21 protein-coding genes are annotated in these 21,818 nt (G+C 69.8%); 8 read left to right on the forward strand and 13 right to left on the reverse strand.

Annotated elements, in window-relative coordinates; genetic code table 11:
* Window positions 1-722: DUF222 domain-containing protein (locus ABZ796_RS24045; RefSeq protein WP_357340364.1), on the forward strand; the 722-nt coding region annotated here is incomplete at its 5' end.
* A gap of 831 nt (window positions 723-1,553) precedes the next feature.
* On the opposite strand, the gene ABZ796_RS24050 is transcribed toward ABZ796_RS24045, so the two are convergent.
* Window positions 1,554-2,942: an FAD-dependent oxidoreductase gene (locus ABZ796_RS24050; RefSeq protein WP_357340366.1), complete on the reverse strand. Its 1,389-nt coding sequence runs from the start codon at window positions 2,940-2,942 to the stop codon at window positions 1,554-1,556.
* A 123-nt stretch (window positions 2,943-3,065) separates the two neighbouring features.
* Here ABZ796_RS24050 and ABZ796_RS24055 point away from each other — a divergent pair, with 123 nt between their 5' ends.
* The 5 genes from ABZ796_RS24055 (at window position 3,066) to ABZ796_RS24075 (ending at window position 8,570) form a co-directional block, all read left to right on the forward strand.
* Window positions 3,066-3,539, forward strand: a complete 474-nt coding sequence (locus ABZ796_RS24055; RefSeq protein ID WP_357340367.1) for an Lrp/AsnC family transcriptional regulator — start codon at window positions 3,066-3,068, stop codon at window positions 3,537-3,539.
* Window positions 3,536-4,918, forward strand: a complete 1,383-nt coding sequence (locus ABZ796_RS24060; RefSeq protein ID WP_357340369.1) for an FAD-dependent oxidoreductase — start codon at window positions 3,536-3,538, stop codon at window positions 4,916-4,918. The genes ABZ796_RS24055 and ABZ796_RS24060 overlap by 4 nt, the downstream gene beginning before the upstream one ends.
* Window positions 4,919-4,994: 76 nt before the next feature.
* The gene (locus ABZ796_RS24065; RefSeq protein ID WP_357340371.1) at window positions 4,995-6,302 is read left to right on the forward strand and encodes a hypothetical protein; all 1,308 of its coding nucleotides are present in this window, start codon (window positions 4,995-4,997) and stop codon (window positions 6,300-6,302) included.
* 161 nt (window positions 6,303-6,463) lie between these two features.
* Complete coding sequence (locus ABZ796_RS24070) at window positions 6,464-7,336, forward strand: RIO1 family regulatory kinase/ATPase (RefSeq protein WP_357340373.1); 873 nt, start codon at window positions 6,464-6,466, stop codon at window positions 7,334-7,336.
* A gap of 121 nt (window positions 7,337-7,457) precedes the next feature.
* Window positions 7,458-8,570, forward strand: coding sequence for a Rossmann fold nucleotide-binding protein (locus ABZ796_RS24075; protein WP_357340375.1), 1,113 nt, complete (start codon window positions 7,458-7,460; stop codon window positions 8,568-8,570).
* On the opposite strand, the gene ABZ796_RS24080 is transcribed toward ABZ796_RS24075, so the two are convergent.
* On the reverse strand, window positions 8,545-9,705 hold the full coding sequence (locus ABZ796_RS24080; RefSeq protein ID WP_357340376.1) for a glycosyltransferase family 1 protein: 1,161 nt from the start codon (window positions 9,703-9,705) through the stop codon (window positions 8,545-8,547). The genes ABZ796_RS24075 and ABZ796_RS24080 overlap by 26 nt on opposite strands.
* Window positions 9,706-9,902: 197 nt before the next feature.
* Here ABZ796_RS24080 and ABZ796_RS24085 point away from each other — a divergent pair, with 197 nt between their 5' ends.
* Window positions 9,903-10,337, forward strand: coding sequence for a hypothetical protein (locus ABZ796_RS24085; protein ID WP_357340377.1), 435 nt, complete (start codon window positions 9,903-9,905; stop codon window positions 10,335-10,337).
* A 23-nt stretch (window positions 10,338-10,360) separates the two neighbouring features.
* On the opposite strand, the gene rlmN is transcribed toward ABZ796_RS24085, so the two are convergent.
* The 7 genes from rlmN to rpsB form a co-directional block, all read right to left on the reverse strand.
* Window positions 10,361-11,479, reverse strand: coding sequence for a 23S rRNA (adenine(2503)-C(2))-methyltransferase RlmN (gene rlmN / locus ABZ796_RS24090; protein WP_357340420.1), 1,119 nt, complete (start codon window positions 11,477-11,479; stop codon window positions 10,361-10,363).
* 121 nt (window positions 11,480-11,600) lie between these two features.
* A complete protein-coding gene (locus ABZ796_RS24095; RefSeq protein WP_357340379.1) occupies window positions 11,601-11,999 on the reverse strand; it encodes a hypothetical protein in 399 nt (132 codons plus the stop codon).
* A 155-nt stretch (window positions 12,000-12,154) separates the two neighbouring features.
* Window positions 12,155-13,063, reverse strand: a complete 909-nt coding sequence (locus ABZ796_RS24100; RefSeq protein WP_357340381.1) for a phosphatidate cytidylyltransferase — start codon at window positions 13,061-13,063, stop codon at window positions 12,155-12,157.
* Window positions 13,064-13,220: 157 nt separating this feature from the next.
* Window positions 13,221-13,775 carry a ribosome recycling factor gene (gene frr, locus ABZ796_RS24105; RefSeq protein WP_357340422.1) on the reverse strand — a complete coding sequence of 185 codons (555 nt, stop codon included), beginning with the start codon at window positions 13,773-13,775 and terminating at the stop codon, window positions 13,221-13,223.
* 62 nt (window positions 13,776-13,837) lie between these two features.
* On the reverse strand, window positions 13,838-14,551 hold the full coding sequence (pyrH, locus tag ABZ796_RS24110) for a UMP kinase (RefSeq protein ID WP_045549304.1): 714 nt from the start codon (window positions 14,549-14,551) through the stop codon (window positions 13,838-13,840).
* A gap of 167 nt (window positions 14,552-14,718) precedes the next feature.
* A complete protein-coding gene (tsf, locus tag ABZ796_RS24115; protein ID WP_357340383.1) occupies window positions 14,719-15,528 on the reverse strand; it encodes a translation elongation factor Ts in 810 nt (269 codons plus the stop codon).
* Between the two features lie 45 nt (window positions 15,529-15,573).
* The gene (rpsB, locus tag ABZ796_RS24120; RefSeq protein WP_357340385.1) at window positions 15,574-16,509 is read right to left on the reverse strand and encodes a 30S ribosomal protein S2; all 936 of its coding nucleotides are present in this window, start codon (window positions 16,507-16,509) and stop codon (window positions 15,574-15,576) included.
* 422 nt (window positions 16,510-16,931) lie between these two features.
* Here rpsB and ABZ796_RS24125 point away from each other — a divergent pair, with 422 nt between their 5' ends.
* Window positions 16,932-17,555 (forward strand): peptidoglycan DD-metalloendopeptidase family protein, encoded by a 624-nt coding sequence (locus ABZ796_RS24125; RefSeq protein WP_357340387.1) that lies wholly within the window; start codon window positions 16,932-16,934, stop codon window positions 17,553-17,555.
* A 125-nt stretch (window positions 17,556-17,680) separates the two neighbouring features.
* Here the strand turns inward: ABZ796_RS24125 and ABZ796_RS24130 are convergent, their stop codons facing one another.
* Genes ABZ796_RS24130 through ABZ796_RS24145 form a run of 4 tightly spaced genes read right to left on the reverse strand, consistent with a single transcriptional unit; the run spans window position 17,681 to window position 21,790 of the window.
* Window positions 17,681-18,643 (reverse strand): tyrosine recombinase XerC, encoded by a 963-nt coding sequence (locus ABZ796_RS24130; protein WP_357340389.1) that lies wholly within the window; start codon window positions 18,641-18,643, stop codon window positions 17,681-17,683.
* A 29-nt stretch (window positions 18,644-18,672) separates the two neighbouring features.
* The gene (dprA, locus tag ABZ796_RS24135; protein WP_357340391.1) at window positions 18,673-19,845 is read right to left on the reverse strand and encodes a DNA-processing protein DprA; all 1,173 of its coding nucleotides are present in this window, start codon (window positions 19,843-19,845) and stop codon (window positions 18,673-18,675) included.
* Window positions 19,842-21,425, reverse strand: coding sequence for a YifB family Mg chelatase-like AAA ATPase (locus tag ABZ796_RS24140; protein ID WP_357340392.1), 1,584 nt, complete (start codon window positions 21,423-21,425; stop codon window positions 19,842-19,844). The genes dprA and ABZ796_RS24140 overlap by 4 nt, the downstream gene beginning before the upstream one ends.
* A complete protein-coding gene (locus ABZ796_RS24145; protein ID WP_357340393.1) occupies window positions 21,425-21,790 on the reverse strand; it encodes a YraN family protein in 366 nt (121 codons plus the stop codon). Before ABZ796_RS24145 ends, ABZ796_RS24140 begins: the two co-directional genes overlap by 1 nt.
* Between the last annotated feature and the right edge of the window lie 28 nt (window positions 21,791-21,818).

Raw genomic sequence — 21,818 nt, forward strand, 5'->3', positions numbered from 1 at the left:
ACGCCGCCGAAGCCAAAGCCCTGCAGCGCGAGGAAGAACACGCCCAACGGCGCACCTTCTTCTCCACCCGCGACAACGGCGACGGCACCATCGACGTTCACGCAAGGGTCTCCCGCGCGGTCGGGATGCGGCTGCGCACGATCTTGGATTCCCTGGCCCAGCCGCGGAAGTTGACCGTGGAGAACCGGGGCCGCAAAGCACCCTACGACCGGCTCCTGGGCCAGGCGTTCGCGCGGGTCGTCGAGACCTACGACGTGGACCCGCTCCCCAGGCATGGCGGGCATGCGACCACGGTGTTCATCACGATGAGCATCGACCAGCTCCGTGCCGACCTCGGCACCGCCGCATTGGGGTTCGACGGGGACCAGATCACCGCCGCCGAAGCCCGCAAGATGGCCTGCAACGCCGACCTCATCCCCGTCGTCCTCGGCACCGACTCTGAGATCCTCGACCTCGGCCGCACCGCCCGGTTGGCCTACCCGGTCCAACACCGCGCCCTGCGGCTCCGCGACAAGTGCTGCCAAGCCGAGGACTGCGATGCCCCGGCTGCCTGGACCGAGGCCCACCACCTCAAACCGTGGTCCGAAGGCGGCCGCACCAACCTCGCGAACATGGTGTTGCTGTGTCCCAGCGACCATCGCCGCATCCACGACCCCAACTACACGCATGAGCGGCTCCCGGATGGGCAGATCCGGTTCACTCGGGGCGCCCGGACCGGCTGACACGGCTGACCCGGCTGAACCGGCTGACCGGGCTGACACGGCACGCTCGGACCCACTGGTCCGCGGCCAGTTCGGGTCGCCGTGTCGATAACCCTGCGAGTCCCGCCGGGCTGCTGGCTGATCGGTGTCCTCGCACCCCGCCGTGCTTGCGCCCACTCCCGCCCAGCAGCCGACGCGGCCTAGTCGTCATCCGGTGGACAGAGCTGATCGAGCTAGCGCTGGATCTGGCGGTGCCACTGGGGCACGGCGCATCGCACCAACCGCCTGCCCGGCCCACCCACCTGGCTCGTCTGCTCGGCCTGTCCGCTCGGCCTGTCCGCTCGGCCTGTCCGCTCGGCCCGTCCGCCCGGCCCGTCCGCCCGGGTGGACGCCTGACCAGCACGGTCCGCAGCCGGTTGAGGCAGCACCTTCCAGCCTGCCGAGGTCGTCATCGGTGCCCGGGCTGACCGCCGTGCTTGTGAACCGTTCACAAGGTGTCATCGTCTTGTAAAAGCACCGCGGACAGGCAACCTCGACCCGGGATCCCAAGCCCGTGCCCAACCCAAGGAACTCCGCACCAAACCCCGCCGCCGACCCGATAACCAGCCAAAATTCTCGGCGGAGCCCGGTGTCCAGGATCGCCGAAGGCGACCGGCGAAGCCGGCGGCCGCAGGCCGTCCTTGACTCCGGGAACCGTCGAGAACACCCTCCACAACGGGTCGGCGGCCACCAGCCCAACGAGATATTCCAACCCCGCGGAACTCGCTTCTCGGCAACCCAGCGACCCACCAACCCACGAGAAGACCACCGGCCCCAGCGCCCCCGCCAAGCCGGCCTAAGGGCCAAGCCCGTCTAAGAGTCGAACCCCAGCCCCAGCCGGTCCATCGTCCGCAGGAAGAGGTCGCGGCGGCCGCCGTTGGCGTCGGCCTTGCCGAGCGAGCGGACCATCATCGAGATGCCCGCGTAGCGCGCCGGTTCGGGCGGGAACGGCAAGGGCTTGGAGCGCACCATCTCCAGCGACGTACGCTCGGTCTGCTCACCGCTGAGGAGGTCGAGCATCACCTGGGCGCCGAAGCGGGTGGCGCCGACGCCGAGACCGGTGTAGCCGAGGGCGTAGGCGACGCGGCCGGCGTAGGCCTTGCCGAAGAATGCCGAGAAACGGGTGCAGGTGTCGATGACGCCGGCCCAGCGGTGGGTGAAGCGCAGGCCCTCGAGCTGCGGGAAGGTCTCGAAGAAGTGGCTGGCGAGCTTGTCGTGGGTGGCGCCGGTCTCGAGCGCCGGGGAGATCTTCGAACCGAAGTGGTAGATCGCGTCGTAGCCGCCCCACAGGATCCGGTTGTCCCTGGTCAGGCGGTAGTAGTGGAAGTGGTTGGCGGAGTCGCTGACGCCCTGCCGGTTCGCCCAGCCGATGGCGTTCATCTGCGCGGCGGAGAGCGGCTCGGTCATGAGTACGTAGTCGTAGACCGGCACGGTCATCATCTTCAGCCGCCGCAGCAGCGGCGGGAAGGCGTTGGTGGCCAGAGCCACCCGTCCGGCCCGCACCGAGCCGGCGAGAGTCGAGACCCGCATCCCTGCCCCCTCACGAGCGAGCCCGGTGACCGCGGATCCCTCGTGGATCACCACGCCCGCGTCCAGACAGGCCTGCCGAAGACCCCAGGCCAGCCGTGCCGGCTCGACGATGGCCGTGTCGCCAACGACCTCCAGGCCACCGAGATAGGTCGGCGAGCGGAGCTCGTCCCGCACCCCGGTCTCATCCAGCAGCCGGTGCTTGATGCCGTGCTCGCTCAGTGCCGCCGACCACTCGGCCAGGTCCTCGACCTCGTGCGGCCGGGTCGCGACGTTCAACGCCCCGGTGAGCTGCCAGTCGCAGTCGATGCCGTGCTCCTCGATGGTCGCGGCCATCTCGGTGAGGTTGTCCTGGCCGAGCCGGTCCAGCGTCGCAAGCTCCTCGGGCCAGCGCTCCAGGCCGTTCCAGAAGCCATGGGTCAGCGACGCCTCGGCGAAGCCGCCGTTGCGACCCGAGGCCTGGTCGCCGCACTGCCCCGCCTCCAGCAGGACCACCGACCACGACGGAAACCGCATGCGGGCCAGCAGTGCCGTCCACAGCCCCGAGTAGCCGCCCCCGACGACCACCAGATCCGCGGACGCCACCCCGAGCAGGGGCGGCAGCGGCGCGGGCTTCGCCGGGTCGTCGAGCCAGTAGACGGCGGGCTTCGCATCGGTCAGCGAGACGTGGTTCACGACGCCACTATGACAACTTCAGAGGCTGTCAGCCACACAGAATGTACGGAATCATGGAAATTGTTCGTTACACACGACGGATTTCGTTGCATCCGGTGACAGCGAAAAGGTTGACTGGGCGCCATGACCACTCGCAAGCGCAACGGGGGCGCTCACCTCGACGAGGTCAACAAGCTGATCATCGAACAGCTCCAGCAGGACGGTCGGCGCAGCTATGCCGCGATCGGCAAGGAGGTCGGCCTGAGCGAGGCCGCGGTGCGGCAGCGCGTGCAGCGCCTCGTCGACAGCGGCGTCATGCAGGTCGTCGCCGTCACCGACCCGCTCGAGCTCGGCTTCGCGCGGCAGGCCATGATCGGCGTACGCACCACCGGGCCGATCGAGGGGATCGCCGACGAGCTCGGCAAGCTCGACGAGGTCGACTACATCGTCATCACCGCCGGCTCCTACGACCTGCTCGTGGAGGTCGTGGCCGAGAGCGACGAGGCGCTCCTCAACCTCGTCTCCAGCAAGATCCGCGCGATCGAGGGCGTGGTGAGCACCGAGACGTTCATGTACCTCCACCTGCACAAGCAGACCTACGCCTGGGGCGTCCGGTGAGCAACGGCTACCCCGGCATCAGCCTGTGGCACGAGACCGCGGACGATGACTGGGAGCCGCGTCCGGCGCTGATGGGTGACCTCGAGGTCGACGTCGCGATCGTGGGCGCCGGCTACACCGGCCTGTGGACGGCCTACTACCTGGCCGAGGCCAGGCCCGAGCTGAAGATCGCGATCCTCGAGGCCGAGGTCGCCGGGTTCGGCGCCTCCGGCCGCAACGGTGGCTGGTGCTCGGCCCTCTTCCCCGCCTCGCTCGACAAGGTGGCGGCGGGCTCGAGCCGGGAGGCCGCGCTCGCCCAGGACCGGGCGATGCGGGCGACCGTCGACGAGGTGATCCGGGTCGCCGGCGCGGAGGGCATCGAGGCGGACATCGCCAAGGGCGGCACGGTCGTCGTGGCGCGTACGCCCGCTCAGCTCGAGCGCGCCCGCGACGAGGTCGAGCACGCCCGCTCCTGGGGGCTCGGCGACGCCGAGATCTCGCTGCTGGACCAGACCGCTGCCGAGAAGCGGCTCGCCGCGACCGGCACCCTGGGCGCGACCTACACGCCCGACTGCGCCGCGCTCCATCCCGCCAAGCTCGTCCGTGGCCTGGCACGCGCCGTCGAGGCCCGCGGGGTCACGATCTACGAGCAGACCAGGGTCACCGCCATCGGTCCGCACCAGGTGCGGACCGCGCGCGACATGGTCACCGCCGACGTCGTCGTACGCGCCACCGAGGGCTACACCCCGACGCTGGCCGGCCTCGAGCGCGAGGTCATCCCGGTGCGTTCTCTGATCATCGCCACCGAGCCGCTCTCCGACCTGGTCTGGTCCAGCATCGGCCTGGAGGAGCGCGAGACGTTCTCCGACGGCCGGCACCTGCTGATCTACGGGCAGCGCACCGCAGACGACCGGCTCGTCTTCGGCGGGCGGGGCGCGCCGTACTCCTTCGGCTCGCGGATCACCCACGCAGACGCCTCCGACCTGCGCACCCACCGCCGCCTGCAGGAGACCCTGGTCGAGATGTTCCCGGCCGTACGCAGCCACAAGGTCACCCACCGGTGGGGCGGTGTGCTCGGCATCCCACGCGACTGGCACGCCTCGGTCGGCTACGACCCCGCCAGCGGACTCGCCCACGCCGGCGGCTACGTCGGCGACGGTGTGGCGACCACCAACCTCGCCGGCCGTACGCTGCGAGACCTGGTCCTCGGCACCGACTCCGACCTCACCGCCCTCCCCTGGGTCGGGCACGTCTCCCCGCGCTGGGAACCCGAGCCGCTGCGCTGGCTCGGCGTGAACGCCGGGCTGCGCGCGATGACCGTCGCCGACGCGGAGGAGACCGCCACCGGCAAGGGCTCCCTGGTCGCCCGGGCGGTCGCTCCGCTCGTCGGCGGTCACTGACATCCCGCGCCTTCGCCGGTCCCCCCGTGATCGGGCATTACGCTGCCGCTGTCGCACGAAGATCTCGGGGGAAGTCATGGCTGTCTCGTCCGGCGCCAAGAAGGCGCTCGTCTCTGTCGGCGTGCTGGTCTGCGTCGGCGCGCTGGTCCTGGGGATCGGGCACTGGCGGGCCCATGACCTGATCTCCGGCGACGTCTTATGGCATATGGCAGCCGAGGACAACGGCGATGAAGCGGTCGTCGTACACGACCGGATCTACACCTACGACAGCGACCGGCTGACGATCCGGGACCTCGAGTCCGGGAAGACGGTCGCGGAGGAGTACCAGGACGGCACGTGGGCGTTCGTCGGCGACGGCGGCCACGTCGCAGTCGTCGATATCGACAGCATCGCGATGTACGACCGGGACGGCGAAGAAGCCTGGCACCGGACCACGGGCGATCTCTACCAACCCATCGCCATCAGCGGCAACGGCACGCTGGACGCGATCGCGTGCTCGGAGAAGAGCGCCTGCGTCACCGCTCGGTTCGACGTCTCCGGTCGAGTGACATCACGTTCCTCGCGGGGATCGACGGACCTCTGGACGCCGACGGTGATCGGCGTCGACACCTTCGAGGACCACCCGTCCGTCCGGCGGGTCCCGACGATCGCGACCGACATCGACCCGAAGAAGCGTGCGGTCTTCCAGGTACGCGACGGCGAACCGTTCGGTCCCGCTGTCGACGTCACGGACGACGTCGCCGCCCAGGTCGGCGACCTGCTCGTCGGCATGGCACGCGCGGACGGGACCTGCACCTTCGGCGCCGTCCGCGCCGGCGAACGAGCATGGACCACCTCCACTCCGTGCCCCGACCTCGGCTCCCCCAAGGTCGACGTCTTCGCCGACCGGGTCTACGCCACCAACCCGTCGGGCGACGCCTACGACGTGGTCACCACGGACCTCGAAGGCCGACGGGCCACGAGCTTCCGGATCGAGACCGGGCCGATCTCGGAGAAGGACAGGATCCAGCTCTCGCTCACCCCGGATGCCGTCGTGCTCACCCTGACCGACCGGATCGCGGCGTACTCCCCCACCACCGGGAAAGAGCTGTGGAACCAGAAGCTGTCGCGAACCTCCCATGACGCGCTGGACGAGGTGAAGAGGATCTACCCCGGCGTCGAGGTGACTGGGCCGATCGTCGACCGTTACGGGAACGGCCCGCAGTCGTTGGCCGCGCTCGCCATCGGGCGCGACATCCCGGAATACACGCACACCTATATCGATGCCCTCTCCGGTGAGGAGTCGGCCGCGCTCGCGGCGCCGTACGGAGTCTCCTCCCTCGGGCTGGAGGACGGACGTGTTCTGGTCCTCGGGGACGACGACATCTGGCTGGTCGCCGGGTAAGGCCGAATAAACCTGTTGCGTACGCCGGTCGCGGTCCTCCACCATGGACCGCGACCGGCGTCTTCGTCCACGAGGCGCACCTGAGCGAGAGGAGCAGACCATGACTGTCGTTGTCCTGTGCCTGCCCACAGACCACACCTCTCGCATCAGGAGCACCCGAAGTGACTCAGGAGAACATCTCCGCTGATCCTCTCCAGAGGATCGACCCGAATTTCGTCTTCGACTTCCAGGCCTACGACGACCTCGAGGACGGACAACGCTGGTCCACCTGGCTCTCCGTGGAGCCGCTCTCCCGTGGACCGGAGCCACGCCCGGACTGGGTGGTGACCTCTCAGGGCGCCATCGACACCGAGCTCGGCATCCTCAAGACCGGCAAGGAGGCCGACGCCTTCCTCATCGTCCGGGCCGACCCGCTCTACCCGGAGCAGGAGGCGGTGATGGTCGCCAAGCGCTACCGCGACACCGACCACCGCACCTTCCACCGGGCGGCGAGCTACACCGAGGGCCGTTCGGTCAAGCGCTCCCGTGACGAGCGCGCGCTGAAGAAGAACTCGACCTTCGGCCGCGAGGTCGCCAAGGCCGAGTGGGCCAACGCCGAGTGGAACGCGCTCGTACGCTGCTGGAACCTCGGCCTCCCGGTCCCCTATCCCGTCCAGATCGACGGCACCGAGATCCTGATGGAGTGGATCGCCGTCGACGGTGGCAACGGGGAGCTCGAGACGGCGCCGCGGCTCGCCCAGACCCGGCCGGAGCACCACGTCCTGGAGATGTGGTGGGACGGGCTCGTCGACGCGCTGGCCACGATGGTGCAGGCGGGCCTGGTCCACGGTGACCTCTCGCCCTACAACATCCTGGCCCAGCAGGACCGGCTGGTGATCATCGACCTCCCCCAGATCATCGACCTGGTCGGCAACCCACTGGGTTTCGACTTCCTGCTGCGCGACATCACCAACGTCGCGAAGTGGTTCCAGGCCCGCGGCCTGGAGGTCGACGAGCAGGAGATCTACGCCGACCTGATGGCCCACGCCTTCTGAGCACCCGCCGAGTCGGCGCGTCCTGACCAATTCCCTCGCCGAGTCGGCTCGTCATGACGAGCCGACTCGGCGCTGAATCCCGTCAGGTTGTGCCGACTCGCCAGAGGCTAGGTTTGCTCCCATGAAGCATCACCGCGGACGGCACGTCGACATCGAGTCGGTCGAGGAGCTCGACGGGCATCTGGCGGCGGGGGCGGGGAGCCTGCGGGGGTGGCGGCTGCGGTCGCTGGACCTGACCTCGCGTTCCACCACGCTGCGGGAGACCGAGCTCGCCGGAGCGACGTTCCTCGGGTGCGAGTTCGCACCCGGGGACGTCGACTACGCCGAGGACGAGGGCGCGCTGGTGATGCCGGTGATCCCGGAGACACCGGTCGACGTCTACCGCTCCCGGCTCTACACCGCCGAGGAGCTCTACGACGACCCGGTCTATGCCCGGAGCCTGGACGCGAAGGCGTACGCCTGGCTGCAGCAGTCGCTCGACGCCGACGACGAGCTCGCGATCACCCTGCACGACCACGCGATCGACACCGCGCTGGAGGCGTGGGTGCGGGCACGACGTGACGAGGGCACGCGGATCGTCGGCGTGATGGGTGGACACGCGCTGAAGCGGGGCGAGGACGCCTACGCCGACGCCGCCCGCCTCGCCCAGCATCTGGCGAGCCATCATGTGATCGCCACCGGCGGCGGCCCGGGTGCGATGGAGGCCGCGAACTTGGGCGCCTTCCTCGCAGGGGCGTCCAAGGAGGTGCTGGAGGACGCGCTCGAGTCGCTCGCCGCGGTGCCGTCGTTCCGGCCCTCGATCCGCGCGTGGGCGCAGGTGGCCCTCGCTGTCCGCGACCGAGTCGCGGGCACGCCCGGGAGGTCGCTGGGCATCCCGACCTGGCACTACGGGCATGAGCCGCCCAACGTGTTCGCCGGCGCGATCGCGAAGTACTTCCGCAACGCCACCCGCGAGGCGGTGCTGCTGGAGGTCTGCGACGGCGGGATCGTCTTCCTGCCCGGTGCCGGCGGCACCGTCCAGGAGGTCTTCCAGGACGCCTGCGAGAACTACTACGCCGACGCGAGCGCGGTCGCGCCGATGGTGCTGGTCGGGCGCAGCTACTGGACCGAGGAGCTGCCGGTCTGGCCGCTCCTGCAGGCCCTCGCCCGCGGTCGCGCGATGGAGGGCCACATCCACCTCGTCGACACCGCCGAGGAGGTCCTCGACGTCATCGCGGCCGGCGTGCCCGGATGACGTCGCGGTAGTGGTCGACCAGGGCGGCGTTCACCGCGCCCCAGGACTTGTGCGCGACACTCTTGCGGGCCTCGCGTCCCATCCGCAGCCGCAGCTGCGGGTCGTTGTGGAGCAGGGCGACGTGGGAGCCGAGGTCGTCGCGGCTGCCGGGCTCGTAGAAGAACCCGGTGACGCCGTCGGCGACCAGGTCCAGCGGCCCGCCCGAGCGCGGCGCGACGACCGGGACCCCGGAGGCGAGCGCCTCCTGGACCGCCTGGCAGAACGTCTCGTGGGAGCCGGTGTGCGCGAACACGTCGAGGGAGGCGTACGCAGCCCCCAGCTCCTCCCCCTGCAGCACGCCCAGAAAGGTCGCGTTCGGGAGCAGCTGGCGCAGCTCACGCTCCTGCGGGCCACCTCCGACGAGCACGACCTTGTACGCCGGGTTGTGCGCCAGCGCCGCCAGCAGGTGCAGCTCCTTCTCCTGGGCGAGGCGGCCGACGTAGCCGACGATGGTCTCCCCGTTGGGCGCGAGCTGGGCGCGCAGGTCGTGGTCGATGCGGCTGGGGTGGAACAGCTCGACGTCGACGCCACGCGGCCACAGGCCGGTGCGCTGGACACCGAGACCCTCCAGCTGGGTGAGGGCCGACGAGCTCGGTGCCAGGGTGCGGTCGGCAGCCGAGTGCGCCTGCCGGGTGAGCATCGCGGCCGCCTGCGGGCCACCGACCGCCTTGTACCTGTCCCAGAAGCCGACCAGGTCGGTCTGGTAGATCGCCACGCTCGGGATCCCGAGCTCCTTGGCCACCAGCACGGCCTGCCGGCCCAGCAGCGCGGGCGAGGCGACGTGGATGACGTCGGGGCCGAACCGCCGCATCACCGCGCGCAGCTTGCGCCGCGTCTCCAGGCCGACGCGGAAGTCCTTGTAGACCCAGAACGTCGCGCCCCGGGTGCGGGTCACCGGGAAACCGGCGTACTCGGTGGGCCCGGTGGGGGCCACGACCTCGACGGTGTGGCCGTCGACCGCGAGATGCTCCAGCACGCGGCGTACGGAGTTCGTCACGCCGTTGACCTGGGGCAGGAACGACTCCGTGACGATGAGGACGCGGAGCGGCTCTGAGTTGGCGGCGACCAGCGGGACCCGATCGAGGCTGATGCTCATGTTTCTGATCGTGAGCGCCATCCGGCAACGTGACCCCCGACTTGGTTGACAGGTCGGTGAACCTCCCGTGGCCAGAACTCCGTGCTGGGCGACAGGTAGTCCGGGCGGTGTCATCAGCGGAAACGTCGCGTGACTCGCGGAGATCTCTCGCCGCCCGGGCGTTGCCGCCCGCCCGCTGACTTTGCCACGATCGCGACATGACCACCGATGAGGAGCACATCCGGCCCGAAGGCGTCGACGACCTCACCATGGAGGCTCTCGGCACCATCAGCGAGGCACTCGAAGCGATCGAGATCGCCCGCGGTCACCTGTACGCACTGCATCGCATCACCGGCACGGCCGACCTCACCCTCGGCAAGGGCGTCCAGCAGCTGCGCGAGGCCGGCCACGCCGAGCTGGCGGACACGTTCGAGCGTGAGCTCGTCGGACGCAACGTGCTCAACGGCAGGTGGACGTTCCAGATCGTCGAGGAGTACGACGACGGCTACTACAGCACGTTCAAGCGGCTGGAGAAGGAGGCTCGCGACGCTCTCGCCGAGGGCAAGCGGCACCTCTACGAGTCGGAGCTGAAGGAGGCCCGCCGCAGCCGAGGTCAACCCGGTCACGAGCGCCGGCCCGCGCCAGGGGCTTGAGCCCGCCGACACCGCCCGAGCGGCTACTCGGCGGCGGCGAGCTGGCCGCAGGCGCCGTCGATCTCGCGCCCGCGGGTGTCGCGGACGGTCGTGGAGATGCCCTTGGCCTCGAGGCGGCGTACGAACTCACGCTCGTCGGCCGGGTCGGACGCGGTCCACTTCGAGCCGGGGGTGGGGTTGAGCGGGATCAGGTTGACGTGGACCCAGCCCCAGTCGCCGTAGGAGTTGAGCACGTCGGCGAGCAGGTCGGCGCGCCAGGCCTGGTCGTTGATGCCGCGCATCATCGCGTACTCGATGGATACTCGTCGCTTCGTCACGCGCGCGTAGTTCCAGGCGGCATCGACGGTCTCGGCGACCGAGAAGCGGGTGTTGATCGGGACGAGCTCGTTGCGCAGCTCGTCGTCGGGTGCGTGCAGCGAGAGGGCGAGGGTGACCGGGATGCCCTCCTCGGTGAGCTGCTTGATCCTCGGGACCAGGCCGACCGTGGAGACGGTCACGTGGCGGGCGGAGAGGCCGAGACCCTCCGGCGCCGGGGAGGTGAGGCGGCGGACGGCGCCCATCAGCGCCTTGTAGTTGGCCATCGGCTCCCCCATCCCCATGAAGACCACGTTGGAGAGTCGGCCGGGACCGCCCGGGATCTCGCCGCTGGCCATCTGCCGGGCCGCGACGACGACCTGGTGGACGATCTCGGCGGTCGACATGTTGCGCTCGAGACCGCCCTGGCCGGTGGCGCAGAACGGGCAGGCCATGCCGCAGCCGGCCTGGGAGGAGATGCAGACCGTGGCGCGGTCGGTGTAGCGCATCAGCACCGACTCCACGAGAGCGCCGTCGAAGAGCTTCCACAGCGTCTTGCGGGTGGTGCCCTTGTCGGCCTCCTGCTGCCGGATCGGCGTCATCAGGTCGGGCAGGAACGTGTTGACCAGCTCCTGGCGCTGGCCCGCGGGAAGGTCGGTCATCTTCTCGGGGTCGTCGACCAGCCGCTCGAAGTAGTGGACCGAGAGCTGTTTGGCCCGGAACCCCGGGAGCCCTGCCTCCTTGGCCGCCTCCTGGCGGCCGGCCAGGTCGAGGTCGGCCAGGTGACGCGGCGGCTTCCCGCGACCCTTCGGCGGCGCCATCACCAGAGGCAGGCGGCGCCCCTCCATCGCGGCGGCCTCGGCCTCGGGGCTGTGCGGGGCTACGTCGGTCGCGGGGTCGGGCTCGGTCACCCCTCCAGTGTCCCACCGGGGTGCGGCGTACGGCGAAACCTCGATCCGACCTGCCTGATCAGCCCGTCTTGAGCAGGATCCAGAACACCAGCGCTCCGACACTGACCACCACCAGCACGGTCAGGACGATCCCCAGCCAGACGAACTGGGCCAGGCGGCGGGTCTTGCGCGGGATGAGCAGGGCCAGGGGCACCAACAGGGTCAGCGCCACCCACGGGAACAGCTCCTCGGCCCGCTCCTGCCCGAGGATCCACGCCAGCAGCGCACCCCACGTGCCGGGCACCAGGATCGCGTACGCCAGACCGATGTAGAACCCGACCAGGGCTGCCACGGTCGGGTGCGAGTCGTGCATCCAGGCCCACACCCCACCCGACCCCGAGGACTCCCCCTCCGGGCCGTGATCTGCCTCGACGTCTGGATCGGAGTCCACGTCGAGGTCCGCGGGACGCTGGGTCACCCTTCAACCGTAACGCCGAACCACGTCATCCTTGGTAAAGAATCGCGGGCGAGCGATACGACGGGACATTCCTGTCGCTTCACTAGCCGGTAACCGGCAAGAACGTCCCGTCGTATCTCAGACCTCGATCCGGCCGTGGCGTACGAGGTGGAGCATCAGAAGACGGCGTAGTGGAGGATCAGCCAGACCGGGGCGACAGTCGCCAGGAGCGAGTCGAGGCGGTCCATGAGGCCGCCGTGACCGGGAATGATCTGGCTCATGTCCTTGATGCCGAGGTCGCGCTTGATGACCGACTCGACCAGGTCGCCGAGGACGGCCATCACGCAGGCGACCACGCCGAGCGCGACACCGACCCACCAGGATCCGTCGAGCAGCCAGACGACCAGGCCGACGCCGGTGGCGACGGTGAAGAGGACCGAGCCGGCAAAGCCCTCCCAGGACTTCTTCGGCGAGATCACCGGCGCCATCGGGTGCTTGCCGAAGAGGACCCCGGCCACGTAGCCGCCGATGTCGGACATGATCGTGAGCAGGACCCAGACGATGATGCCGCGTACGCCGTCGTCCGAGAGGCCGCCCGAGGTCCAGCCGTCGCCCTCGCCGAGCATGAGCGCGACGAACGAGCCCAGGAACGGCAGGTAGAACAGAGTGAGGACGGAGGCCGCCGACGTTCGTACGTAGCCCTCGACCCCACGCCGCAGCACCCACAGCATGATCACCAGAGCGGTGACCGCGGTCGCCGTCACCAGCGCGTCGGAGCCCAGGAAGTAGGCCGCCAGGACCATCACCGTGCCGCCGATCATCAGCGGCTGCTCGGGGACGTCCATGTCCTTGGCCATCAGGCCCCGGTGCAGCTCCCAGACCGCAGCGACGACACAGCCGACGACGATCAGCATGAAGACCGTCTTCACGAACATCAGGCTCAGTGCGATGGCCACCAGGAGGACCACGGCAGAGCCGATCGCCGCGGGCAGGTTGCGGCCGGCGCGGCCGTAGTCCTTCTTCGGCGGCTCGGAAGCTGACGGCGAGGGCGACGGCGGCGTCTGGCTCACAAGGGATTCCTTCATGCTCAGGTCCTTTTCTGGGTCTTGACCCCGCGTGGCTGGCTGGAGCCAGTGTGTTGCTCGCTGGATCTCGACCCGCGGTCACGCCTTCGCAAGCTCAGGCGTGCGCTCGCTCGATCTTTTCGCGTTGTGACCTGCGACTTCGTCGCAGGTCACAGGCTCAAACCTCGAGCAGCTCGGCTTCCTTGGACTTGAGCAGCTCGTCGATCGCGTCGGTGTGCTTCTTGGTGAGGCTGTCGAGGCGCTTCTCGGCACCGGTGACGTCGTCCTTGCTGGCCTCGCCGTCCTTCTCGAGCTTCTCCAGACCCTGCTTGGCCTTCTGACGCACCTGGCGCACGGAGATGCGGCCCTGCTCGGCCTTCTCCTTGGCGAGCTTGATGTACTCCTTGCGGCGCTCCTCGGTCAGCTCGGGGAAGACCGCACGCAGGATCTTGCCGTCGTTGGACGGGTTGACACCGAGGTCGGAGTCGCGGATCGCCTTCTCGACGTTGGCCATCGCGCCGATGTCGAACGGGGCGATGTTGATGATCCGCGGCTCGGGGCTGGTGAACGAGGCGAGCTGCTGGATCGGCGTCGGGGTGCCGTAGTAGTCGACCAGGATCTTGCTGAACATCTGCGGGGTGGCCCGGCCGGCACGAATCGTGGCGAAGTCCTCACGCGTGGAGTCCACCGACTTCACCATCTTGCTGTCGGCCTCGTTGAGGATGTCGTTGATCACCGGATGCTCCTGTGCGCTCGTAAGTGTTGTGGTGTGGGTGGCGTGGGGGCTCGTGCCGCTCAGCCAGCGGTGACGAGCGTACCGATCTTCTCACCCTGGACGATCCGGTAGACCGCCCCCTCGTCCTCCGCGCCGTAGACGACGATCGGCATCTTGTTCTCCATGCAGAGGGCGAACGCGGTGGCGTCGGCGATCTTGAGCTGCTTCTGCAGCGCCTCACCGAACGTGAGCTCATCGTACTTCGTCGCCGTCGGGTCCTTCTTCGGGTCGGCGGTGTAGACGCCGTCGACGCCGTTCTTGGCCATCAGGACAACCTCGGCGTGGACCTCCAGAGCGCGCTGAGCGGCGACGGTGTCGGTGGAGAAGTAGGGCATGCCGGAGCCGGCGCCGAAGATCACGACCCGGCCCTTCTCCAGGTGGCGCATGGCCTTGCGCGGGATGTAGGGCTCGGCGACCTGGCCCATCGTGATCGCGGTCTGCACCCGGGTGTCGACACCCTCCTTCTCGAGGAAGTCCTGCAGCGCGAGGCAGTTCATGACGGTGCCGAGCATGCCCATGTAGTCGGCGCGGGACCGGTCCATGCCGGCCTGCTGCAGCTCGGAGCCGCGGAAGAAGTTGCCGCCGCCGACGACGATCGCGACCTGAACACCGGAAGCGGCGACAGCGGCGATCTCCTTGGCGATCGAGGCGACCACGATGGGGTCGACGCCGACCTCCCCGCCGCCGAAGTTCTCTCCGGACAGCTTGATCAGGATGCGCTGGTAGCGGGTCATGCCGTGGCCTTTCCTGGGGCGACGTCGTGCGGGGTGATGCGTGTGGGGGTGACGTACGAAAGGGCCGGTCCGATGATCACCATTCGGTTCATCGGACCGGCCCCTTTCGTCGTACGTTGCTGCTCAACCTAACTGATCACGCGCTGTTTGCGCGGAGTCAGGCTCGTTCAGGCGCCGACGTCGAAGCGGGCGAACTGCTTCACCTGCGTGTTGGCGGCGTCCAGGACCTGCTTGACGGACTTCTTCGACTCGAAGACCGACTCCTGGTCGAGCAGGACGATCTCCTTGAAGAACGCCTTGATCCGACCCTCGACGATCTTGGCGACGGCAGCCTCGGGCTTGCCCTCCTCGAGCGTCTTCTTGGTGAGGACGTCCTTCTCGGCGTCGACCACGTCGGCCGGCACCTCGTCGGAGGTGAGGTACTGCGCCTTGAGCGCGGCAGCCTGCTGGGCGGCCTGCTTCGCGGCCGCCTCGTCGCCCTCGTAGGCGACCAGGACGCCGAGGCTCGGCGGCAGGTCGGAGGCCTTCTTGTGCAGGTAGACCGTGGTCTCACCCTCGAAGTAGGCCACCTGGCCGAGCTCGATCTTCTCGCCGATGGTGCGGGCGAGTTCCTCGACGGTCTCGCCGACGGTCTTGTCACCGAGCGAGACGGCCTTGAGGGCCTCGACGTCGTTGATCTTGTTGGCGTCGGCAGCCTCGGCGATCTGCTGGGCAGCAGCGACGAAGCTCTCGTTCTTGGCGACGAAGTCGGTCTCCGAGAGGAGGCTGACCAGGGCGTTGCCGGAGGCGGCGACGAGGCCGGCCGAGGTGGTGCGCTCCGCGGCGCGGGCGGCGGCCTTGGCCGTGCCCTTGACGCGAAGGATCTCGACAGCCTTGTCGAAGTTGCCGTCAGCCTCGTCGAGCGCCTTCTTGCAGTCCATCATGCCGGCCTGAGTCAGCTCACGGAGCTTCTTGACGTCGGCAGCGGTGTAAGCCATGTGTGTCTTCCTCTGACTTGTATAAGTGGCTTGGGACGATGAGGCTCAGGCCTCGGCCGGGGCCTCGGGGGTCTCGGCGGGGATCTCCTCGGCCTTGGCCTCGGTGGACTCGGCAACCTCGGTCGTCTCAGCAGCGTCGGAGGTCTCAGCAGCCTCGGCGGCCGGGGTCTCCTCGGCCTTGGTCTCCTCGGCCTTGGCCTCCTCGGCGGCCGGGGTCGCCAGGAGCTCGCGCTCCCACTCGGCCAGGGGCTCCTCGGCGGTGGCGCCCTCGGTGCCCTCGGTCTTGCCACCGGAGCGGGCGATGAGGCCCTCGGCGACGGCGTCGGCGACCACGCGGGTCAGCAGGCCGACCGCACGGATGGCGTCGTCGTTGCCCGGGATCGGGAAGTCGACCTCGTCGGGGTCGCAGTTGGTGTCCAGGATGCCGACGATCGGGATCCGGAGCTTGCGAGCCTCCTCGACAGCGAGGTGCTCCTTCTTGGTGTCGACGATCCAGACGGCGGACGGGGTGCGGCCCATCTCGCGGATGCCGCCCAGGGTCTTCTCGAGCTTGTCGCGCTCCCGCTTCATCTGCAGGAGCTCCTTCTTCGTGCGACCCGAGCCGGCGACGTCGTCGAAGTTGACCTCGTCGAGCTCCTTGAGGCGGTTGATCCGCTGGTGCACGGTCTGGAAGTTGGTGAGCATGCCGCCCAGCCAGCGCTGGTTGACGTAGGGCATCCCGACGCGCGTCGCCTGCTCGGCGATGGCCTCCTGGGCCTGCTTCTTGGTGCCCACGAACATGATCGTGCCGCCCTTGGCCACGGTCTCCTTGATGAAGGCGTAGCTGCGGTCGATGTAGGCCAGCGACTGCTGCAGGTCGATGATGTAGATGCCGTTGCGGTCGGTGAGGATGAACCGCTTCATCTTCGGGTTCCAGCGACGGGTCTGGTGTCCGAAGTGGACGCCGCTCTCGAGGAGCTGGCGCATGGTCACGACTGCCATGATGTTTTTTCTCCTAGGTGGTGGCCCGCGTGTGCACCGCTGGTGGCTCGACCTTGCGTTTCTCGAGGTCGGGCGGGTGTTGGCGCGAGCCGGTCGGTTTTCAGTTTCGCGCCCATCGGTGGTGATGGGCCCTGACGCCTGCACGCGGTCCGACCTGAGCGTGCTGCTCGGGACTGAGGGCCGCGCCCGCGGGCGACCGGTGTCTCGGAGCGAGGCACCGTCGCGGTCTGCTGGCGTGCGAAGTCAGCCCACAAGGGGCTGCCGGTCCAAGACTAGCCGCCGACCGGGGTCTCGGGCCAATCCGCTGTGACCGGCTCCGGCACGGGCCGATCAGTGTCCACAGGGGTGTCTCGGGACGGGGTTATCCACAGGACGTACGGGGCTCGTTGTGCGGGGCCTCGATCCGGGGTTGTCTGCTCGTCATGACCTCGTACCGCCCCTCCGACCGGGCCCGCGCCCTCGTCGCGGCCCTGTTCCTCGTCGTCCTCATCGCCCCGGCAAGCCCAGCCCTCGGAACGCCACGTGCCGAGGTGGCGCCGTCCGGCGCCGCACTGGGTGGGGCTGTGGGTCACGACGAGGGTCCGAGCCCGGTCGGAGGGGCCGACGAGGTCCCCCAGGGCGAGTGGCCGCTGACGCCCCGGCCTGAAGTCGTGCGCCGCTTCGACCCGCCAGATGCTCCGTGGGGCGCGGGTCATCGCGGTGTCGATCTGGCCGGGCCGCCCGGCGCGGTCGTTCGCGCCGCGATGGCCGGGACGGTCGCGTTCGTCGGATCGATCGCCGGCAAGGCGGTCGTGAGCGTCGACCACGGAGCCACGCGGACCACCTATGAACCGGTCGTGGCCACCGTGGCCGTCGGCGATCCGGTGGCGGCGGGAGCGCCGTTGGGCCGGCTCGGTATCGCCGGCTCCCACTGCTTCCCGGCCGCCTGTCTGCACTGGGGCTGGATCCGCAACGCCGACGACGCCTACCTCGACCCGCTGCTGCTCGTCGACGCGCCGCGGCCGGTCCGGCTCCTCCCCCTCTGGCGCGGCGACCCGGTCCGGTAGGCCGAATCTAGTTGTGGCGGCCGAAACTGCCGTTGTCGGCGACCAGGATCGACTTCGGCCGACGCGAGTGACGCCTCGGCCGACGCCGATGACCTCTCGGCCGACGGGGGTGACGGCTCGTCGGGTCAGGCGCGCGGGTGAGCCTGGCGGTACGCCTTGCGGAGCCGGTCGCTGCTGACGTGGGTGTAGATCTGGGTGGTCGCCAGGCTGGCGTGACCCAGGAGCTCTTGGACCGAGCGGAGGTCGGCGCCGCCCTCGAGGAGGTGGGTGGCGGTGCTGTGGCGCAGACCGTGGGGGCCGAGGTCGGGGGCGCCGGGGACGTCGGCGAGGCGACGATGGACGAGGGTGCGTACGGCACGCTGGTCGAGCCGGCCACCGCGGGCCCCAAGGAACAGCGCCGGGCCGGAGGACTCGGTGACCAGCTGAGGCCGGCCGCGGACCACCCAACGATCGAGCGCCCGCACCGCGGGGCCACCGAAAGGCACCATCCGCTCCTTGCGTCCCTTGCCGAGCACCCGGATGACCCGGCGCTCGTAGTCGACGTCGTCCAGGTCGAGGCCCACGAGCTCGCCGACCCGGGCCCCGGTCGCGTAGAGCATCTCCAGCACGGCGATGTCGCGCATGCCGACCGGCGTGCCGTCCTCGGCCGCGCTGATGGCGGCCGCGATGAGGGACTCGACCTCGTCGGGGCGCAGTACGGGCGGAAGCGTCCGGTGGGCCTTGGGCGAGCCGAGCGCGGCACCGGCATCGACCTGCGCCCGGCCGGTCCGGACCAACCAGCCGCAGAAGACCCGGGCCGCGGTGGCCCTCCGGGCCAGGGTCGTACGTGAGTGGCCGGTCGTCTGCTGCTTGGCCAGCCAGCTGCGGAGGGTGCGCAGATCGATCGCCTCCGGCTCGGTGCGGCCCATGCGGCCGGCGTGGTCGAGGAGGCTGCGGACGTCACCGAGGTAGGCCCGGACCGTGTGATCGGAGAGGCCGCGCTCGGCGCTGAGGTGTCGCTCGTAGTCCCCGAGCAGCGCGGCGTAGACCTCGGGGAGCTCCGCCTCGGCGGACCCGCCCTCCGCGTCTGCCTCCGGATCAGCGCTCACCCGAACCAGGATAGGCGGTGGCTCGGGGCTCAGGTGCGAGCCGCGCCCGGGGCCAGCTGCCACCCGTCGGGGAACCGCTCGGCGAGACCGAATGCCTCGAGTCGCGACAGTGCCGTGCCGGCCGTCTTCGGGTGCAGGCACGCCGACCTCGCGATCGCGAGCTGTGACGAGGGACTGCTCACCGGGACCGCATCGAGGACCTGCTTCTCGATGGAGGTGAGGGAGTCGCGGCGGCGTACGGGGCCTCGGGGTTCGGCGGGAACCGCCTCCCCCATGTCGCCGACGAGCTCGCGGACGTCGAGACCGTCGGTCACCAGGACGCCTTTGCCGCTGCGTACGAGCTCGTGCGTGCCGACCGAGGTCATCGCGCCCACCTGACCCGGCACCGCCATCACGGGCGTGTTGATGCTGTAGGCCCAGTGGGAGGTGTTGAGGGAGCCGCTGCGCGCCGCCGCCTCGACGACCACGGTGCCCCGGGCGAGAGCGGCGATGATCCGGTTGCGCGAGAGGAATCGATAGCGGGTGACGGGGGACCCGGGCGCGATCTCCGAGATCACCGCCCCGCTCTCGGCGATCGCCTCGAGCAGGCGCTGGTTGCGCAGCGGGTAAGGAACATCGACACCCCCAGCGAGCACGGCGACGGTGCTCCCCGGCGGGCCGGTGAGCGCGCCCCGGTGTGCGGCGGCGTCGATCCCTACCGCCGCCCCGGAGACGGTGACGAAGTCGTTGACCGCGAGGTCCGCCGCGATCCGCGCCGCGGCGTCGGCACCATAGGCTGTCGCGTCCCGGGACCCGACGACGGCGACCGAGCGGTCGAGGTCGCTGAGCAGGAGCGGGCCTCGCACCCACAGGCCGAGCGGCGTGCCGGTGCGGTATTGAAGTGGTTCCTGTCCGGCGAGCCGCTCGACCTGGGTGGGCCACTCCTCGTCGCCGGGGATGACGTAGCGGAACCCGGCGTTGGCCGCCCGCTCCAGGTCGCGGTCGGGGTGGATCTGAGCCAGCCGCGACCTCGCTTCGAGCCCGTCGTCGCCGAGCTCGGGATCCTCCTCGGCGAAGCGCCGGTAGACCTCGGTCGCGGTGGATCCCACCATGCAGGTGTCGAGGAGGGGCGTGCCAGGCTCGATCAGCTGGGTCAGCGCGATCCGGGCCAGCCGCTCGCGCTCGAGGTCGGTGAACGTCGGCGCGACGGGCGCCGCGGTCATGCCGACCTCCCCTCGAAGGCCGACACCGTGAGCGAGCCGCCGTTGCGCAGCGCGAGCGCCGTCTCGGTCTCGGTGACGCCCGGCCAGTCGACCCCGGCGAGATCGGCAACCGTCCACGCGAGGCGATGCACGCGCACCGCACCGCGACGGGTCAAGGCCCCGGAGAAGATGCGTGAGTCGATGAGCGCCTCCGCCGCTGGTGGCAGCGGCCAGTTGTCGCGCAGCGCGATCCCGCTCGCCTGCCCGTTGAGCCGCCACCCGAAGTCGGCGTAGCGCTCGCGTTGGCGGCGCCTGGCAGCCGTTACCCGTTCACGGATGTCGGCGCTGGTCTCCGAGCCCCACGGATCATGGTTCTGCTCCGACATCGGCCGCAGTGTGCGGATGATGTCGATGCGGTCGGTGATCGGTCCGGAGACCTTGCGCTCATAGGACTGGCGCTCGTTGGACCGGCAGATGCAGCCGTCCTTGGTGATCGAGGCGTCGAAGTTGCCGCAGGGACACGGGTTGGCGGCGAGCACGACCAGGGCACGCGCCGGGAGTGTCACCGACTCCTCGCCTCGCGACACCGTGATGTCGCCGCTCTCCAGCGGCTCGCGCAGGCACTCGATGACATCGCTCTTGAACAACGGGAACTCATCGAGGAAGAGAACACCGGCATGGGACAGCGAGACCTGGCCCGGACGGACCCGGCCGGTGCCACCGCCGACGATGCCGGGCTTGGAGGCGTCGTGGTGTGGCGCTGCGAACGGCGGCCGGGTCAGGAGGCCTCGGTCGACGTCGAGCACCCCGGCCAGCGACTGCACCGCCATCACCTCCAGCGACTCCTCGCGGGAGAGATCGGGCAGGATCGTCGGGATCCGCTCGGCGATCGAGGTCTTGCCGCAGCCCTTCGGTCCCTTGAGCAGCAGGTGGTGGCCACCGGCCGCCGCGACCTCGACCGCGTAGCGGGTCTCGGGCATGCCCCGAAGGTCAGACATGTCCATGTCGTCGAGCCTGCGGTCACCCCGCCAGCCGAGCAGGCTGCCGCCGGTGCCGGTCGCGACCGGTGGCGCGTCGGGCACCGGCTCGCCACGCAGCTCGGCGACCACCTGACCCAGCGAGCGGAACCCCAGGATCTCCATCCCCGGCACCATCCGCGCCTCGGCGACCTGCGGCTCCGGCACCACCACCCGGGCGATCCCGGCGTGGGACGCGGCGAGCACCATCGGGAGCACACCGGAGGTCGGCCGCAGCCCACCGTCGAGCGCCAGCTCGCCGATGAAGACCGTGCGTTCCAACCCGGTCGTCTCGAGCTCGCCGCTGGCCGCGAGGATCGCCAACGCCATCGCGAGGTCGTAGTGCGACCCACCCTTCGGTAGGTCGGCGGGCGAGAGCAGCACCGTGATCCTCTTGGTCGCGGGCCACTCGAGGTCTGAGTTGATGATCGCCATCCGGACCCGGTCGCGGCCCTCGGCCAGCACACTGTCGGCACGGCCGACCAGGGTCACTCCCACCAGACCGGGCGAGACATCGGCCTGCACGTCGACCAGATGGCCGACCGCGCCCCGTAGCGCGACGCCATGAGCTCGGGCGTACCCCATCACAGGCCCCTGACGTGCTCGACCAGCGCCGAGCCACGGGGTGCGTGCATCACCGCGACGAGGTCGATCCGGATCCCCGGGGCGCGCACGTCGTGCTTCTCCGACCAGGCGATCGCCAACCGCTTCAGCCGGTCGAGCTTGGTCTTGTCGACCGCCTCGTGCGGGGTGCCACACCCGTCATGACTGCGGGTCTTCACCTCGCAGACGACGAGGGTGTTGCCCTCGCGCAGGACCAGGTCGATCTCCCCGTCCGCGCACCGCCAGTTGCGGTCGAGAACGGTCATGCCCGCCTCGACCAGATGCCTCTCGGCGACCGATTCGCCGTAGTTTCCCAGCGCGATCCGCGCCGGCGCCGTTGAACTCATCATGGACCTCCTGCCCTTCGGCTTCGAG

It is taken from the genome of Nocardioides sp. NPDC047086 (genome assembly GCF_040643685.1).
Taxonomy (GTDB): Bacteria; Actinomycetota; Actinomycetes; order Propionibacteriales; family Nocardioidaceae; genus Nocardioides.

Bases quoted from the DNA above. Each gene is read 5' to 3' on its own strand.
- tsf (WP_357340383.1), bottom strand. From the start codon at position 15,528: ATGGCTTACACCGCTGCCGACGTCAAGAAGCTCCGTGAGCTGACTCAG.
- ABZ796_RS24055 (WP_357340367.1), top strand. From the start codon at position 3,066: ATGACCACTCGCAAGCGCAACGGGGGCGCTCACCTCGACGAGGTCAAC.
- ABZ796_RS24125 (WP_357340387.1), top strand. From the start codon at position 16,932: ATGACCTCGTACCGCCCCTCCGACCGGGCCCGCGCCCTCGTCGCGGCC.
- ABZ796_RS24145 (WP_357340393.1), bottom strand. From the start codon at position 21,790: ATGAGTTCAACGGCGCCGGCGCGGATCGCGCTGGGAAACTACGGCGAA.
- pyrH (WP_045549304.1), bottom strand. From the start codon at position 14,551: ATGACCCGCTACCAGCGCATCCTGATCAAGCTGTCCGGAGAGAACTTC.
- rpsB (WP_357340385.1), bottom strand. From the start codon at position 16,509: ATGGCAGTCGTGACCATGCGCCAGCTCCTCGAGAGCGGCGTCCACTTC.
- ABZ796_RS24065 (WP_357340371.1), top strand. From the start codon at position 4,995: ATGGCTGTCTCGTCCGGCGCCAAGAAGGCGCTCGTCTCTGTCGGCGTG.
- dprA (WP_357340391.1), bottom strand. From the start codon at position 19,845: ATGACCGCGGCGCCCGTCGCGCCGACGTTCACCGACCTCGAGCGCGAG.
- ABZ796_RS24080 (WP_357340376.1), bottom strand. From the start codon at position 9,705: ATGAGCATCAGCCTCGATCGGGTCCCGCTGGTCGCCGCCAACTCAGAG.
- ABZ796_RS24085 (WP_357340377.1), top strand. From the start codon at position 9,903: ATGACCACCGATGAGGAGCACATCCGGCCCGAAGGCGTCGACGACCTC.
- rlmN (WP_357340420.1), bottom strand. From the start codon at position 11,479: ATGGAGGGGCGCCGCCTGCCTCTGGTGATGGCGCCGCCGAAGGGTCGC.
- ABZ796_RS24140 (WP_357340392.1), bottom strand. From the start codon at position 21,425: ATGGGGTACGCCCGAGCTCATGGCGTCGCGCTACGGGGCGCGGTCGGC.
- ABZ796_RS24100 (WP_357340381.1), bottom strand. From the start codon at position 13,063: ATGAAGGAATCCCTTGTGAGCCAGACGCCGCCGTCGCCCTCGCCGTCA.
- ABZ796_RS24075 (WP_357340375.1), top strand. From the start codon at position 7,458: ATGAAGCATCACCGCGGACGGCACGTCGACATCGAGTCGGTCGAGGAG.